The organism is Hydrogenophaga sp. (assembly GCF_028698005.1).
In the GTDB taxonomy this organism is placed as follows: domain Bacteria; phylum Pseudomonadota; class Gammaproteobacteria; order Burkholderiales; family Burkholderiaceae_C; genus Hydrogenophaga.
This window is the reverse complement of the sequence record NZ_JAQVEJ010000018.1, coordinates 1-14670: the sequence shown is the minus strand read 5'-3', so window position 1 is coordinate 14670 and position 14670 is coordinate 1. Positions and strand designations below refer to the sequence as shown.

The window sequence follows — 14670 nt, the reverse complement described above, 5'->3', positions numbered from 1 at the left end:
GTCTGTCGCCGCGCAGACCCTTCCACCAGATACCTGATGCGATGAACACCACGGATGCCCGTCGCGTCCTCGAAACCGCACTGATCTGCGCCCAGCAGCCGATGAGCCTGCGCGATATGGGCGTGTTGTTCGATGACGAACTGTCGCCCGACACGATCAAGACGCTGCTGACCGATCTGCAACTGGAGTGGGCGGACCGGGGGGTGGAGCTGGTCCGGGTGGCCAGTGGCTGGCGCTTCCAGAGCCGCCCCGAGATGCGCCACTACCTGGATCGCCTGCACCCGGAAAAACCACCACGCTACAGCCGCGCCGTGATGGAGACGCTGGCGATCATCGCCTACCGGCAGCCCGTGACCCGTGGTGACATGGAGGAGATCCGTGGCGTGACCATCGCTTCTTCCATCATCAAACAGCTCGAGGACCGTGGCTGGGTCGAGGTGATCGGTCACCGCGAAACGGTGGGACGTCCGGCGCTGCTCGCAACCACGCGGCAGTTCCTGGACGACCTTGGGCTCGCCTCGCTGGATCAACTGCCACCGCTCGAAGGCAACGAAGTGCAGGAGTCCGCACTCGATCGCCTGGATTTCGAGGCGCTGGGTGCTTCCCTGTCGCCTGCCGATGAACCCCCTTCCGACCAAGCCCCATTGTCCGATCATGAACCCGGCAACGCCACCGAATCCCCCCGTTGAACAGGCCCTGGCAGCGGACGACGCGCTGCGATTCGAGGAGGTCGTCAGCGGCGCCTTCGATGCCGAGCAAGAATCCCAGGCAGCGCCGCCCAAGCGCGTGCTGGCGCCGCAACCCGAGTCACCCAAGCTGCACAAGGTGCTCGCGCAGGCCGGCATGGGTTCGCGCCTGGAAATGGAGCAGATGATCCTGGAGGGGCGGATCTCGGTCAATGGCGAACCGGCCCATATCGGGCAACGCATCCAGCATGGCGACAGCGTGAAGATCAATGGCAAGCCGGTGCGCCTGCGCATCGCGCCACCACCGCCACGCGTGCTCGCCTATCACAAGCCGTCCGGTGAAGTGGTGACGCACGACGACCCGCAGAACCGGCCAACCGTGTTCCGCCGTCTGCCCCGCCTGCCGCAGGGCAAGTGGCAGTCGGTGGGTCGGCTGGACCTCAACACGGAGGGCCTGCTGCTGCTGACCAATTCGGGTGAGTTGGCCAACCGGCTCATGCATCCGCGTTTCGGTCTGGAGCGCGAGTACGCCGTACGCGTGCTGGGCGCCCTGTCCAACGAAGAAAAGCAGCGCCTGCTCTCGGGAGTGCAGCTTGATGACGGGGTGGCGCAGTTCGGCACCATCGAAGACGGTGGCGGTGAAGGCGCCAACTGCTGGTACCGGGTGACCATTGCCGAAGGCCGCAACCGCGAGGTGCGCCGCATGTTCGAGGCCGTTGGCCATGCGGTCAGCCGCCTGATCCGGATCCGCTATGGTGCCGTGGTGCTGCCGCGTGGGCTCAGGCGTGGTCTTTGGGTGGAGCTGCCCCTGCAGGATGTGCTTCGTCTGGCGGATGCCGCCGGCCTGCCGCGAGCGACGCCGGCCGAGACCGGCGGGCGTCGCGCCGGTGGCAAGGCGGGGTTCCGCAAGGGTGGTCCGCGTGGTGCGGGCGGCCCGCAGCGCCCCGCTGCAGGCGCGCCGGCACCGGACCGGCGAGCCGGTGCCGGCGGCGACAAGCGCAATCGGGGCGGAAAGCAGGGCCCCGACCCCATGAAGACCTCTCTGGGCTACATCGGCCAGGACGCCATGCAGCGCAAGCGGGAACAGGACGCACGGCGACCGGCGGCAAGCCGGCGCAAGCCGGGCCGGAATGCGGGGCGCTGACGGGTTGATCCGGAAGGCGCCGTTGTAGAATCGCAAGCTTTGCGGTCAGCAGCGCAAGGAACTCTTTTACCTACACAATTCCAAGGAATATCATGGCCATCGAACGTACCCTGTCCATCATCAAGCCCGACGCCGTTGCCAAGAATGTCATCGGCCAGATCTACGCTCGCTTCGAGGCTGCCGGTCTGAAGATCGTGGCCGCCAAGATGGCCCACCTGTCCTGCGCCGAGGCCGAGCAGTTCTACGCCGTGCACAAGGAGCGCCCCTTCTTCAAGGATCTGGTGGACTTCATGGTGTCCGGCCCGGTCATGATCCAGGTCCTCGAAGGTGAAGGCGCCATCGCCAAGAACCGCGACCTGATGGGTGCCACCGACCCGAAGAAGGCTGCCCCCGGCACCATCCGCGCCGACTTCGCCGACAGCATCGACGCCAATGCCGTGCATGGCTCCGACGCCCCTGAAACCGCTGCCGTGGAAGTGGCCTTCTTCTTCCCTGGCATGAACGTCTATTCGCGCTGAGATCCGGCGCGTTCATCATGCCATGACGGTCAATCTGCTCGACTTCGATCTCGAGGGCTTGGCCGCCTTTTGCGAAAAGCTGGGCGAAAAGCGCTTCCGCGCCGTCCAGCTTTTTCGCTGGATCCATCAGAAGGGGGCATCCCGCTTCGACGAGATGACCGATCTCGCGCGCAGCCTGCGCGAGAAGCTCCCGTCCGTCTGCTCCATCACGCCGTTGCCCGTGCTCTCGCGCCAGGATTCGGCTGACGGCACCATCAAGTGGCTGTTCGATGTGGGTGACGGCAACGCCGTCGAGACGGTGTTCATTCCCGAAGATGACCGTGGCACGCTGTGCGTGTCCTCGCAGGCCGGCTGCGCGGTTGGCTGCCGCTTCTGCTCCACCGGCCATCAGGGTTTTTCGCGCAACCTCACCACCGGCGAGATCCTCGCCCAGCTCTGGTACGCCGAGCACTACCTGCGCCAGCACCTGAACAGCAAGGAACGCGTGATCACCAACGTGGTGATGATGGGCATGGGCGAGCCGCTGCAGAACTACGGTGCGCTGGTGCCGGCCCTGAGGGTCATGCTCGATGACCACGCCTATGGCCTGTCGCGCCGGCGCGTGACGGTCTCGACCTCCGGCGTGGTGCCGATGATCGACCGCCTGGCCAAGGACTGCCCGGTGGCCTTGGCGGTGTCGCTGCACGCACCCAACGATGCGTTGCGCGACGGCCTCGTGCCGCTGAACCGCAAGTACCCGATCGCCGAACTGCTCGACGCCTGCCTGCGCTACCTGCCCGCGGCGCCGCGCGATTTCATCACGTTCGAGTACTGCATGCTCGACGGTGTCAACGACCAGCCCGAGCATGCGCAGCAACTGCTGGCGCTGCTGCGTGGGCATGGCGGCACCGGCGTGCCCTGCAAGCTGAACCTCATTCCGTTCAACCCGTTCCCGGATTCCGGTCTGAAATGCTCGCCGCGCAGCACTGTGCTGCGCTTCGGCCAGATGCTGAACGAGGGCGGAATCGTCACCACCGTGCGCAAGACGCGGGGCGACGACATCGATGCCGCCTGCGGCCAGTTGGCCGGTGACGTGCTGGACCGTACCCAGGCGGCTCGACGCATGGCGCAACTGCGCGCGGCTGGCGTCCACCCAGTCAAGGTGGTGCCTAGCCTTCCACAGACTACTCATCAGGAGGATTCGGCATGAGCCTTGTTTCACCGTCTGCCGGCGCCGCCCCGCGAGGGCGGCTCGGCCTGCTGGCCTCGAGCCTGGTGCTCCTGGCCGCGCTTGCCGGCTGTGCCAGCGGGCCTGGCGGCGCGACAGGTGGGCAGGCCACAGAACCTCTGACGGAATCCGACGAGCCGGAGGCTCGAACGCGTGCCCGCCTGCGCGTGGAACTGGCCACGGGTTATTTCGAGCAGGGCAAGGCGACGGTCGCCCTGGACGAGATCAAGCAGGCGCTGGCCGCCGACCCGACCTATGCCCCGGCCTATGTGTTGCGGGGCCTCGTCTACATGCGCCTGAATGACAACCGGCTGGCTGAAGACAGCTTCCGGCGTGCCCTGCAGATCAGTCCGCGCGATCCGGACGCATTGCACAACTACGGCTGGTTCCAGTGTCTCCAGGGTCGCCGCCCGCAGGCGATCGAACTGTTCCAGCAGGCGCTGGCCAGCCCGGTCTACGGCGGCCAGGCCAAGACCCTCATGGCCAAGGGTATCTGCCAGGTCCAGATGGGGCAGCTGGCCGAGGCGGAAGGCAGCTTCGCCCGCTCCTATGAGCTGGATGCGGCCAACCCGGTGTCGGCCTACAACCTGGCCCGCTTGCTGTACCGCCGGGGCGAGTACGTGCGGGCGCAGTTCTATGCACGCCGCCTGAACAATTCCGAGCAGGCCAACGCGGAATCCCTCTGGCTGGGTATCGGTATCGAGCGCCGTCTGGGCGAGACGCAGGCGGCCGAGCAGCTGGGCCAGCAACTGCTGCGCCGCTTCCCCCAGTCGCGTGAGGCGGCCTCTTACCGGCGAGGGGGGCATCATGACTGAGTCCACCATGCACGAGACCGTGGCCCCGGTCCGGTTGCGCCGGGCGCGCGAGGAAGCCGGCTTGCATATCGTCGCCCTGGCTTCCGCGCTGAAAGTGCCGGTGCACAAGCTCGAAGCGCTCGAAGAGGGGCGCTACGATGAGTTGCCCGACATGGTGTTTGCGCGTGCCCTGGCGTCCAGCGTCTGCCGACACCTGCAGGTCGATCCGGGGCCGGTGCTGGATGAAATTCCGCATCCTGACGCGACCCTGGGCGAGATTCCCCGGGCCATCAGCGCGCCGTTCCGCACGTCGGCGGTGGACCTGGGTGGCAGTGCCGCCGTCGGGTCCGGTGGCATGAAGAAGGCGGCCTGGCTGGCTGGTGTCCTGGTGCTCGCTGCTGTGGTGGTGATGCTGTTGCCCGAGAACATGCCCTGGTCCGGCTGGTTGACGCCGGCCGTTCAGAACGACGTGGTGGCCGAGCCGGTCTCTTCCGCCAGCGAAACGCCGGTCGTGGCGCCGCTGCTCCAGGGGGCCGTGGCGCCGACTCAGGGCGAAGCGCCGGTCAGCGAGTCGCCGGGTGAGGGTGCCGTGCCTGCGCCGGGCAATGACACGGTGCCCGCCGTGTCGACTGCTGACACAGCGGCGGCCACCGGGGACGCGCCTGTGGCGGCGGGGCTGTTGGTGCTGACGGCGCGCGGGGACTCCTGGGTGGAGGTCACCAACGGTCATGGCGCGGTGGTGGTCCAGCGCATGATGCGGGCCGGGGATGCGCTGGACTTCTCTACTTCTCCCCCCTACACCGTGGTACTGGGCCGTGCCGATCAGGTGGATGTGTCTGTTCGCGGCAAGCCGTTTGACGTGCTGCCGCTGGCCCGCAACAGCGTGGCCCGTTTCGAGGTGAAGTGAAAACCATGGAATCCCGGGTAATCGACCGTGACCTGCCGGCAGCCGCGCCGCAGGCGCCCATCGCGCTGGGCGAAGCCAGCGTGCGCCGCAGCCTGCAGGGGGTCGTGGCCTGGGGGGATCACCGCATCACGATCGGCGGCGATGCGCCGGTGCGCGTGCAGTCCATGACCAATACGGACACGGCCGACGCGATTGCCACGGCGATCCAGGTCAAGGAGCTGGCGCAGGCGGGCTCCGAGCTGGTGCGTATCACCGTCAACAACGACGAGGCGGCCAAGGCCGTGCCCTACATCCGCGAACAGCTTGACCGCATGGGCGTGAACGTGCCCTTGATCGGCGACTTTCACTACAACGGCCACAAGCTCTTGTCCGACCACCCGGCCTGCGCCGAAGCCCTGTCCAAGTACCGCATCAACCCCGGCAACGTCGGCAAGGGCGAGAAGGGCGACCGCCAGTTCGCGCAGATGGTCGAGATCGCTGCCCGCCTGGGCAAGGCCGTGCGCATCGGCGTCAACTGGGGCAGTCTCGACCAGGAACTGCTGGCCCGCCTGATGGACGAGAACGCCGCGCGCGCGCAGCCCTGGGACACACGCCAGGTGATGTACGAGGCGCTCATCACCTCGGCCATCGGGTCGTCGCACAAGGCAGAGTCCATCGGGCTGCCGCGTGAGCAGATCATGCTCTCGTGCAAGGTCAGCGGCGTGCAGGACCTCATCGCTGTCTATCAGGCGCTGGCGCAGCGCTGCGACAACCCGCTGCACCTGGGCCTGACCGAGGCCGGCATGGGCACCAAGGGCACGGTGGCGTCCACCGCGGCGCTGTCGGTGCTGCTGCAGCAGGGCATCGGCGACACCATCCGCGTCTCCCTCACGCCCCAGCCGGGCGAGGCGCGCACGCAGGAGGTGGTGGTCGCCTCCGAAATCCTGCAGGCGCTGGGCCTGCGCGTTTTCGTGCCCAGCGTCACGGCCTGCCCGGGCTGCGGGCGCACGACCAGCACCACCTTCCAGGAACTGGCCAAGCAAATCGATGACTTCCTGCGCGCCTCGATGCCCCTGTGGCGCTCCCGCTATCCCGGGGTCGAGGGGCTCAAGGTCGCCGTCATGGGTTGCATCGTCAATGGCCCCGGCGAGAGCAAGCATGCCGACATCGGCATCAGCCTGCCGGGCACCGGCGAGGCGCCCGCCGCGCCGGTGTACATCGATGGGCAGAAGGCCATGACCTTGCGCGGCGAGGGCATTGCGCGCGAATTCCAGGGCATCGTCGAAAACTACATCCAAGAACGTTTCGGGGCCAGGTCCTGACGCGCACGGCGTCGGTGAACCATGGCGAACCGGACCCCCACATCCACATGGCAGAAAAACTGAGCGCCGTCAAAGGCATGAACGACATCGCGCCGCCCGACTCGGCGCACTGGGAATGGCTCGAAGAGCGCGTGCGCGACCTGATGCGGCGCTACGGCTATCGCAACTTCCGCGCACCGATCGTCGAACCCACCGCGTTGTTCGTGCGCGGCCTGGGCGAGGTGACCGACATCGTCGAGAAGGAGATGTACGCCTTCGAGGACAAGCTCAACGGCGAGCACCTGACCCTGCGCCCGGAGGGCACGGCGGGCGTGGTGCGCGCGGCCATCGAGCACAACCTGACCTACGACGGTGGCAAGCGGCTGTTCTACATCGGTCCGATGTTCCGCCACGAACGCCCGCAGCGTGGCCGCTACCGCCAGTTCCACCAGATCGGCGTCGAGGCGCTGGGCTTTGCCGGACCCGATGTCGATGCCGAGCTGATCGTGCTGGCCTGTGATCTCTGGGCCGAACTGGGCTTGAAAGACATCGCGCTGGAGATCAACAGTCTGGGCCAGCCGGCCGAGCGCCTGGCGCACCGGCAGGCGCTCATCGCGCATCTGGAGGCGCATGCCGACCAACTGGACGAGGACGCCAAGCGGCGCCTGTACAGCAACCCGCTGCGCATCCTGGACACCAAGAACCCGGCGATGCAGGCACTGGTGGAAGCCGCGCCCAAGCTGATGGACTTCCTGGGTGCCGACTCGCTGCGCCATTTCGACACCTGGCGCAAGCTGCTGGAAAAGCAGGGCGTGAGCTACCGCATCAACCCGCGCCTGGTGCGCGGCATGGACTACTACAACCTGAGCGTGTTCGAGTTCGTGACCACCGAACTGGGCGCGCAGGGCACGGTGTGCGCCGGTGGCCGCTACGACGGCCTGTTCGCGCAGATCGGTGGCAAGGCGACCCCGGCCGTGGGCTGGGCGCTGGGCGTCGAACGCATCCTGGAGCTGCTCAAGGCGCAACAAAGCCTGCCGCCGGTACCGGTGCCGGACGCCTATGCCGTGATCCCCGATGCCGCCGCAGTGCCGGTCGCCTTGAACGTGCTGCGCTCGCTGCGCCAGGCGGGTGTCTCGGTGCTCATGCATGCCCAGGGCAACGAGGGCATGGGCAGCATGAAATCGCAATTCAAGAAGGCCGATGCCAGCGGCGCACGTTTCGCGCTGATTTTTGGCGAGCAGGAACTGGCCCAGGGCCAGGTGGCCCTGAAGTCGTTGCGGGGTGAACGGAGCGATTCCGCGTCCGGGCAGCAATTGCTGGACCTGGCCGACGTCGCGAACTGGGCGCCGCGGCTCGTGAACGCCTGAAGCGCCACGGCGTACCGGGGCGCTGCATACAATCCCGACTGGATTTCACGGACGACACATGGCCAAACACCTCGACCTCGAAGAGCAGGAACAGCTCGACCAACTCAAACATTTCTGGGCGCAATACGGCAACCTCATCACCTGGGTGCTGATTGCCGTGGCCGGTGCCACGGCGGCCTGGAATGGCTGGCAGTACTGGCAGCGCTCGCAGGCCACCAAGGCGGCCGCGCTGTACGACGAGGTCGAGCGTGCCGCGCTGGCTCCCGACACCTCCCGGCTCGAAGGGGCACTGTCCGAGATGAAGGACCGCTTTGCTTCGACCGCGCAGGCTTCGCAGGCGGCCTTGCTGGCGGCCCGGACCCTGTTCGAGCAGGGCAAGGCCGAGTCCGCACGAGCAGCCCTGGTCTGGGTGGCCGACAAGGGCGCCGATGATGCCTTCCGCGCCGTCGCACGCCTGCGACTGGCCGCCCTGGATCTGGATGCCGGCCGGCATGACGATGCCTTGAAGGCACTGGACGGTGCCGTGCCAGCCGAGTTCCAGGGTCTGTTCGAGGACCGCCGGGGCGATATTCTGCTGGCCCAGGGCAAGACCGATGACGCGCGTCAGCGCTTCGAGGCGGCCTGGAAAGCGCTGGGCGAGCACAATCCCTACCGCCAGTTGGTCGAGGTGAAGCTGGCTTCGCTGGGGGTGGCACCGGCCTCGCTCAATCCGCCCAAGGAGTTCTGATGATGGCGATGTCTTCTTTCAAGTTCCCGAGGCTGGCCTTGGTCGCCATGGCACTCGCCACGGCCGTGCTGGGGGTGGCCTGTTCCTCGGCGCCGGCGCGGCCCAAGCCGGCCGAGCTGCCACCGGTGGCGTCGCTGATCGGCACCCGCCTGGCCTGGTCGGCCCAGGTGGGCCAGGTCCCTGACCAGGCCGTGCCGGTCGTCGCGGCGGGGCAGTTGCTGGTGGCGGGGAGCAACAACACGGTGCGCGCGCTGGACACGGGCTCGGGCAAGGAGATCTGGCAGGTGCGACTGGATGCGCCGGCTGCCACTGGCCTGGGCTCGGACGGCGACACCACAGCCGTGGTGACCACGCGCAACGAACTGGTGGCCATGGCGGCGGGCAAGGAGTTGTGGCGCGTGCGCCTGCCGTCGAGGGTGTTCAGCGCACCGCTGGTCGCTGGCCGGCGGGTGTTCGTGCTGACGGGTGAGCGCAGCGTGCTCGCCTTCGATGGTCGCACCGGTGCGCGTCTGTGGCGGCAACAGCGTGCCGGCGAGCCGCTCGTGCTGCAGCAACCCGGCGTGCTGACGGCCGTCGGCGACACGCTGGTGGTGGGTCTCTCGGGCCGCCTGACGGGACTTCATCCGCTCAACGGCAGTGTTCGCTGGGAGGTGCCCGTGGCGATGTCCCGCGGCACCAACGAGGTTGAGCGACTGGTTGATCTGGTGGCGCCGTTCAGCCGCCAGGGTGCGTCGCTGTGCGTGCGAGCCTACAGTGCGGCAGTGGGCTGCGTGGATGCCGAGCGCGGCATCCTGGCATGGACCAAGCCGGCACAGGGCACGACGGGTGTGCATGGCGATGAAAGCCTGGTGTTTGGCAGCGAGGCCGACGGCACGCTGCGGGCCTGGCGCCGGGCCTCGGGCGAGGTGGCATGGAGCACCGACCGTCTCAAGTGGCGTCAATTGAGTGCGCCGCTGGCGCTGGGTCGTGTCGTGGCCTTCGGTGAGTCCAACGGTACCGTGCACCTGGTTTCGCGCGAGGATGGTCGCGAGATGACCCGTCTGAGCACGGATGGATCGGCCATTGTGGGTGCGCCGCTGCTGGCCGGCCAGTCGCTGGTGGTGCAGACCCGCAATGGCGGTATTTTCGCCTGGCAGCCGCAGTGAGTGGCGCCGGGCACGACCTGAAACTGAAGGATCTGATACTGTGAAACCCGTCATCGCCCTGGTGGGACGCCCGAACGTGGGCAAGTCCACCCTTTTCAACCGGCTGACGGGCACGCGCGACGCCATCGTCGCCGATTTCTCCGGGCTCACGCGCGACCGCCACTATGGTTCCGGCCGGGCGGGCAAGCGGGAGTTCATCGTCATCGACACGGGGGGCTTCGAGCCGGATGCCGGCGAGGGCAGCATCTACCGCGAGATGGCCAAGCAGACCCGGCAGGCCGTGGCCGAATCGGACGTGGTCATCTTCGTGCTGGACGCGCGTGCCGGCCTCAGCGCCCAGGATCACGACATCGCCCGCTACCTGCGCCGCCTGGGCAAACCCACGCTGCTGGTGGCCAACAAGGCCGAGGGCATGACCCAGGGCATGCAGATGGTCGAGTTCTACGAGCTGGGCCTGGGCGAGGTGATGCCGGTGTCAGGTGCGCACGGGCAGGGTGTGCGCAGCATGCTGGACAAGGCGCTCGATCTGGTGCCGGGCCTGGCCGACGAGGACGATGGACAGGATGGCTCCGAGGCTCCAGCCGGCGAGGGGCCGATCCGCCTGGCGGTGGCCGGGCGCCCCAACGTTGGCAAATCCACCCTGATCAACGCCTGGCTGGGTGAGGAACGGCTGGTGGCCTTCGATATGCCGGGCACGACGCGCGATGCGATCAGCGTGCCCTTCGTGCGCAATGGCCGCCAGTTCGAGCTGATCGACACCGCCGGCCTGCGCCGAAAGGGCAAGGTGTTCGAGGCGATCGAGAAGTTCTCGGTGGTCAAGACGCTGCAGGCGATCGAGAGTGCCCATGTGGTCCTGCTGCTGCTCGACGCCACCCAGGGTGTGACCGATCAGGACGCCCACATCGCCGGCTATATCCTGGAAAGCGGTCGGGCGGTGGTGATTGCCATCAACAAGTGGGATGCGGTCGACGCCTACCAGCGTGAGCAGGTCGAACGTCAGGTGGAGAGCAGGCTGGCGTTCCTGAAGTTCGCGCCGCTGCATCTGATTTCGGCGCGCAAGCGTCAGGGTCTGGGGCCACTGTGGAAATCGATCGCACAGGCCCACGCGTCAGCCATGCGCAAGATGTCCACGCCATTGCTGACCCGACTGCTGCAGGAATCGGTGGCCTTTCAGGCCCCGCCCAAGTCCGGCATGTACCGGCCCAAGATGCGCTATGCGCACCAGGGTGGTATGAACCCCCCGGTGATTGTGATTCACGGCAATTCGCTCGAACACGTGCCCGAGGTCTATCGGCGTTTCCTGGAAGGGCGCTTTCGCAAAGCCTTCGATCTGGTCGGCACGCCGTTGCGCATCGAGTTCCGCACGTCGCACAACCCCTACACCGAGTGAGGATCGCCGGCGGTGGCAGCAGTGTCCGCCGCGCCTGTGGTATTGTGCAACCCTCTTTAACAAATCTTGAACACGGAGCATATCGTGAGCAATAACAAAGGCCAACTTTTGCAAGACCCGTTTCTGAACCAGCTCCGCCGCGAACATATTCCGGTTTCGATCTATCTGGTCAACGGCATCAAGCTGCAAGGCCAGATCGAATCGTTCGACCAGTACGTCGTGCTGCTGCGCAACACCGTGACCCAGATGGTCTACAAGCACGCCATCTCCACGATCGTTCCCGGTCGTCCCGTCCAGTTCAGCGTTGCCCCGCAGGACGACGCTGCTGCTTCCTGATCACTGCGCCCTTTCCCGGGCCCCGCACCGGCCCGGTGATCGCGGCCTGATGTCCCCCTGTTGAGCCAGTCCGCCCCCACCCCCACCACCACGCCCTCGGTCATCCTTGTCGGGGTCGATTTCGGCTTGCCGCACTTCGATGGCGAACTCGAGGAGCTGGGCCAACTGGCGCAGACCGCCGGTTACACCATTGCTGCCCGGCTGACCTGCAAGCGCAAAGCGCCCGACCCGGCCCTGTTCGTCGGCTCGGGCAAGGCCGATGAAATTGCGATGCTGGCCCAGAGTACAGGGGCGTCCGAAGTCCTGTTCGACCAGGCGCTGAGCCCGGCGCAACAGCGCAATCTGGAACGGCACCTGGGCATGCCGGTCAACGACCGCACGTTGCTGATCCTGGACATCTTCGCGCAGCGCGCGCGCAGCCATGAAGGCAAGCTGCAGGTCGAGCTCGCGCGTTTGCAATACCTGCAGACGCGCCTGGTGCGTCGCTGGTCGCACCTGGAAAGGCAAAGTGGTGGCATCGGCATGCGTGGTGGTCCGGGTGAAACCCAGATCGAGCTGGACCGGCGCATGATTTCCGAAGCCATCAAGCGCACGCGCGAGCGCCTGGACAAGGTCAAGCGCCAGCGTGCCACGCAGCGGCGTCAGCGCGAACGGCGCGACGCCTTCAATATTTCGCTGGTCGGCTATACCAATGCCGGCAAGTCCTCGCTGTTCAACGCGCTGGTCAAGGCGCGCGCCTACGCGGCCGACCAGTTGTTTGCCACGCTGGACACCACCACGCGCCAGCTCTATCTGGGCGAAGCAGGGCGTTCGGTGTCGCTGTCCGACACGGTGGGCTTCATTCGCGACCTGCCCCACGGGCTGGTCAATGCCTTTGCCGCCACGTTGCAGGAGGCGGCCGATGCCGACCTGCTGCTGCACGTGGTCGACGCCTCCAATCCTGGGCACCTGGAACAGATGGCGTCCGTGCAGCAGGTGCTGCACGACATCGGCGCCGCGCAGGTGCCGCAGATCCTGGTGTTCAACAAACTCGATGCCCTGGATGCATCCCGGCAGCCTGCGGTGCTGGTGGACCAGATGGAACTCGATGGTCATTGGCTGCCTCGTATCTTCGTCAGCGCGCGGACGGGGCAGGGTTTGCCTCAGTTGCGGGCCCTGCTCGCCGAGCGGGCCGCGGCTGGCTGGGCCGGTGGCCGCTTGCCCGAGAGCGGGTTCACCCCGGAAATCGGGGAAGGCGGCTCATGATTGGGCACAATGTGGGTGTTCGATCCGAACCGGGTTCTCTACAGAAGGGTATGCATATGAATCGTTCGGCCCATCAGGCCGCCCGCCCCGAGGGAGTGATGTCGCGCTTGCTGCGTTTTCTGCCGGGCATGTTCAACCTCAACGATCCTCGCTGGGGCCGGGGTGGCGATGGCTCGTCTGCCGAGCAGCCGCGTCCGCGCCAGGAAGGTGGCCAGGATGAGCAGCGGCCGCCCAACCACGGACAGCAGCGCCCGCAGGGTCCCAACCAGGGCCCCCCGGATCTGGATGAGCTCTGGCGCGATTTCAACCGCAAGCTGGGCGGCCTGTTCGGCGGCGGTGGCCAGGGGGGAGGTCGTCAGGGCGGCACGCCCGGCGGCTTCAACCCCAGCCCCAAGTCGACCGGCATTGGTGTTGGCCTGATCGCTGGCGTAGCTGTGCTGATCTGGCTGGGCACGGGCTTTTTCATCGTGCAGGAAGGCCAGCAGGCCGTCATCACCCAGTTCGGCAAGTACCACAGCACCGTCGGCGCCGGCTTCAACTGGCGCCTGCCATACCCTGTGCAACGCCACGAGACGGTGTTTGTGACGCAGTTGCGCTCGGTCGATGTCGGGCGGGACACGATCGTTCCGGCCACAGGGATCCGCGAATCGTCGATGCTGACCGAGGACGAAAACATCGTCGACATCAAGTTCGTTGTCCAGTACCGCCTGAGCGATGCGCGCGCCTTCCTGTTCGAAAGCCGCGATCCCGATGCCGCCGTGGTCAAGGCCGCCGAGACGGCGGTGCGCGAGGTGGTGGGCAAGATGAAAATGGACGCGGTGTTGGCCGAAGAGCGTGACCAGATCGCGCCGCGCGTGCGCAATCTGATGCAGACCATCCTGGACCGCTACAACGTGGGCATCGAGATTGCCGGTGTGAACCTGCAGCAGGGTGGGGTACGTCCGCCCGAGCAGGTGCAGGCCGCGTTCGACGACGTTCTCAAGGCCAGCCAGGAGCGCGACCGCGCCAAGAACGAAGCCGAAGCCTATGCCAACGACGTGGTGCCGCGCGCTCGTGGTACCGCCTCGCGCCTGACCGAAGAGGCCGAAGGTTACAGTGCCCGTATCGTGGCCCAGGCCGAAGGTGATGCGCAGCGTTTCAAATCGGTGCTGGCCGAATACCAGAAGGCGCCTCAGGTGACCCGCGAGCGCATGTACATCGATGCCATGCAGGAGGTCTATACCAATGCCACCAAGGTGGTGGTCGATTCGCGTGCCGGCTCCAACCTGCTGTATCTGCCGCTGGACAAGCTGATGCAGGTGGGCGCGGTGGAGGCCACGCCACCGGCCTCGACCAGCGTGCCATCGTCATCGGCCCCGACCGGCTCCTCGGTGCCGCTGCCCAGCGCCAATGCCTCGCGTTCGCGCGACCGCGACAGCCGCTGAGTCGGGGACAGGAAGCAAGTACATGAACAAGATCGGATTCCTCATTTCGTCGCTGCTGGTGGCGCTGGCCTTGGCCAGTTCCATGCTGTTCGTGGTCGATCAGCGGCAGTTTGGCGTGCTGTTCCAGCTCGGCCAGATCAAGCAGGTGGTCACCGAGCCAGGGCTGAATTTCAAACTCCCCCCGCCGTTCCAGAACGTGTCCTACATCGACAAGCGTTTGCTGACGCTGGAGAGCAACGACACCGAGCCTACGCTCACGGCCGAGAAGCAGCGCGTGGTGATCGACTGGTACGTGCGCTGGCGCATCAGCGACCCGCAGGCCTACATCCGCAATGTGGGCCTGAACGAGGCCGCCGGCGCCCTGCAGCTCAATCGGGTGGTGCGCAACTCCTTCCAGCAGGAGGTGAACAAACGCACACTCAAGGAATTGCTGAACACGCAGCGCGAGCAACTGATGGCCGACGTGAAAAGGGAAGTGCTGGAAGCGGTGCGTGGTGCCG

General features: G+C 66.6%; 15 protein-coding genes. All 15 read left to right on the top strand.

Annotated elements, in window-relative coordinates:
- Positions 1-41: 41 nt before the first annotated feature.
- Complete coding sequence (gene scpB / locus PHQ87_RS03475) at positions 42-689, top strand: SMC-Scp complex subunit ScpB (protein ID WP_300231274.1); 648 nt, start codon at positions 42-44, stop codon at positions 687-689.
- Positions 655-1830, top strand: a complete 1176-nt coding sequence (gene rluB, locus PHQ87_RS03470; RefSeq protein WP_300231271.1) for a 23S rRNA pseudouridine(2605) synthase RluB — start codon at positions 655-657, stop codon at positions 1828-1830. The genes scpB and rluB overlap by 35 nt, the downstream gene beginning before the upstream one ends.
- Before the next feature lie 92 nt (positions 1831-1922).
- Positions 1923-2348, top strand: a complete 426-nt coding sequence (ndk, locus tag PHQ87_RS03465) for a nucleoside-diphosphate kinase (protein ID WP_300231269.1) — start codon at positions 1923-1925, stop codon at positions 2346-2348.
- A gap of 22 nt (positions 2349-2370) precedes the next feature.
- On the top strand, positions 2371-3537 hold the full coding sequence (gene rlmN, locus PHQ87_RS03460) for a 23S rRNA (adenine(2503)-C(2))-methyltransferase RlmN (protein WP_300231267.1): 1167 nt from the start codon (positions 2371-2373) through the stop codon (positions 3535-3537).
- A complete protein-coding gene (pilW, locus tag PHQ87_RS03455; RefSeq protein ID WP_300231265.1) occupies positions 3534-4370 on the top strand; it encodes a type IV pilus biogenesis/stability protein PilW in 837 nt (278 codons plus the stop codon). The genes rlmN and pilW overlap by 4 nt, the downstream gene beginning before the upstream one ends.
- Complete coding sequence (locus PHQ87_RS03450) at positions 4363-5256, top strand: helix-turn-helix domain-containing protein (RefSeq protein WP_300231263.1); 894 nt, start codon at positions 4363-4365, stop codon at positions 5254-5256. The genes pilW and PHQ87_RS03450 overlap by 8 nt, the downstream gene beginning before the upstream one ends.
- A gap of 5 nt (positions 5257-5261) precedes the next feature.
- Complete coding sequence (gene ispG / locus PHQ87_RS03445) at positions 5262-6557, top strand: flavodoxin-dependent (E)-4-hydroxy-3-methylbut-2-enyl-diphosphate synthase (protein WP_300231261.1); 1296 nt, start codon at positions 5262-5264, stop codon at positions 6555-6557.
- 47 nt (positions 6558-6604) lie between these two features.
- A complete protein-coding gene (hisS, locus tag PHQ87_RS03440) occupies positions 6605-7903 on the top strand; it encodes a histidine--tRNA ligase (RefSeq protein ID WP_300231259.1) in 1299 nt (432 codons plus the stop codon).
- A 58-nt stretch (positions 7904-7961) separates the two neighbouring features.
- The gene (locus PHQ87_RS03435; RefSeq protein WP_300231257.1) at positions 7962-8630 is read left to right on the top strand and encodes a tetratricopeptide repeat protein; all 669 of its coding nucleotides are present in this window, start codon (positions 7962-7964) and stop codon (positions 8628-8630) included.
- Positions 8631-8638: 8 nt separating this feature from the next.
- Positions 8639-9775 (top strand): outer membrane protein assembly factor BamB, encoded by a 1137-nt coding sequence (gene bamB, locus PHQ87_RS03430; protein ID WP_300231255.1) that lies wholly within the window; start codon positions 8639-8641, stop codon positions 9773-9775.
- Between the two features lie 40 nt (positions 9776-9815).
- Positions 9816-11165, top strand: coding sequence for a ribosome biogenesis GTPase Der (gene der / locus PHQ87_RS03425; protein WP_300231253.1), 1350 nt, complete (start codon positions 9816-9818; stop codon positions 11163-11165).
- Between the two features lie 66 nt (positions 11166-11231).
- Entirely contained in the window at positions 11232-11501 is a 270-nt protein-coding gene (gene hfq / locus PHQ87_RS03420; RefSeq protein ID WP_300231251.1) for an RNA chaperone Hfq, read from the top strand.
- 57 nt (positions 11502-11558) lie between these two features.
- Complete coding sequence (gene hflX, locus PHQ87_RS03415; RefSeq protein WP_300231308.1) at positions 11559-12746, top strand: GTPase HflX; 1188 nt, start codon at positions 11559-11561, stop codon at positions 12744-12746.
- Positions 12747-12844: 98 nt separating this feature from the next.
- Entirely contained in the window at positions 12845-14170 is a 1326-nt protein-coding gene (hflK, locus tag PHQ87_RS03410) for an FtsH protease activity modulator HflK (protein ID WP_300231305.1), read from the top strand.
- A gap of 22 nt (positions 14171-14192) precedes the next feature.
- The coding region (locus tag PHQ87_RS03405; RefSeq protein WP_300231249.1) for an SPFH domain-containing protein at positions 14193-14670 on the top strand (478 nt) is incomplete at its 3' end.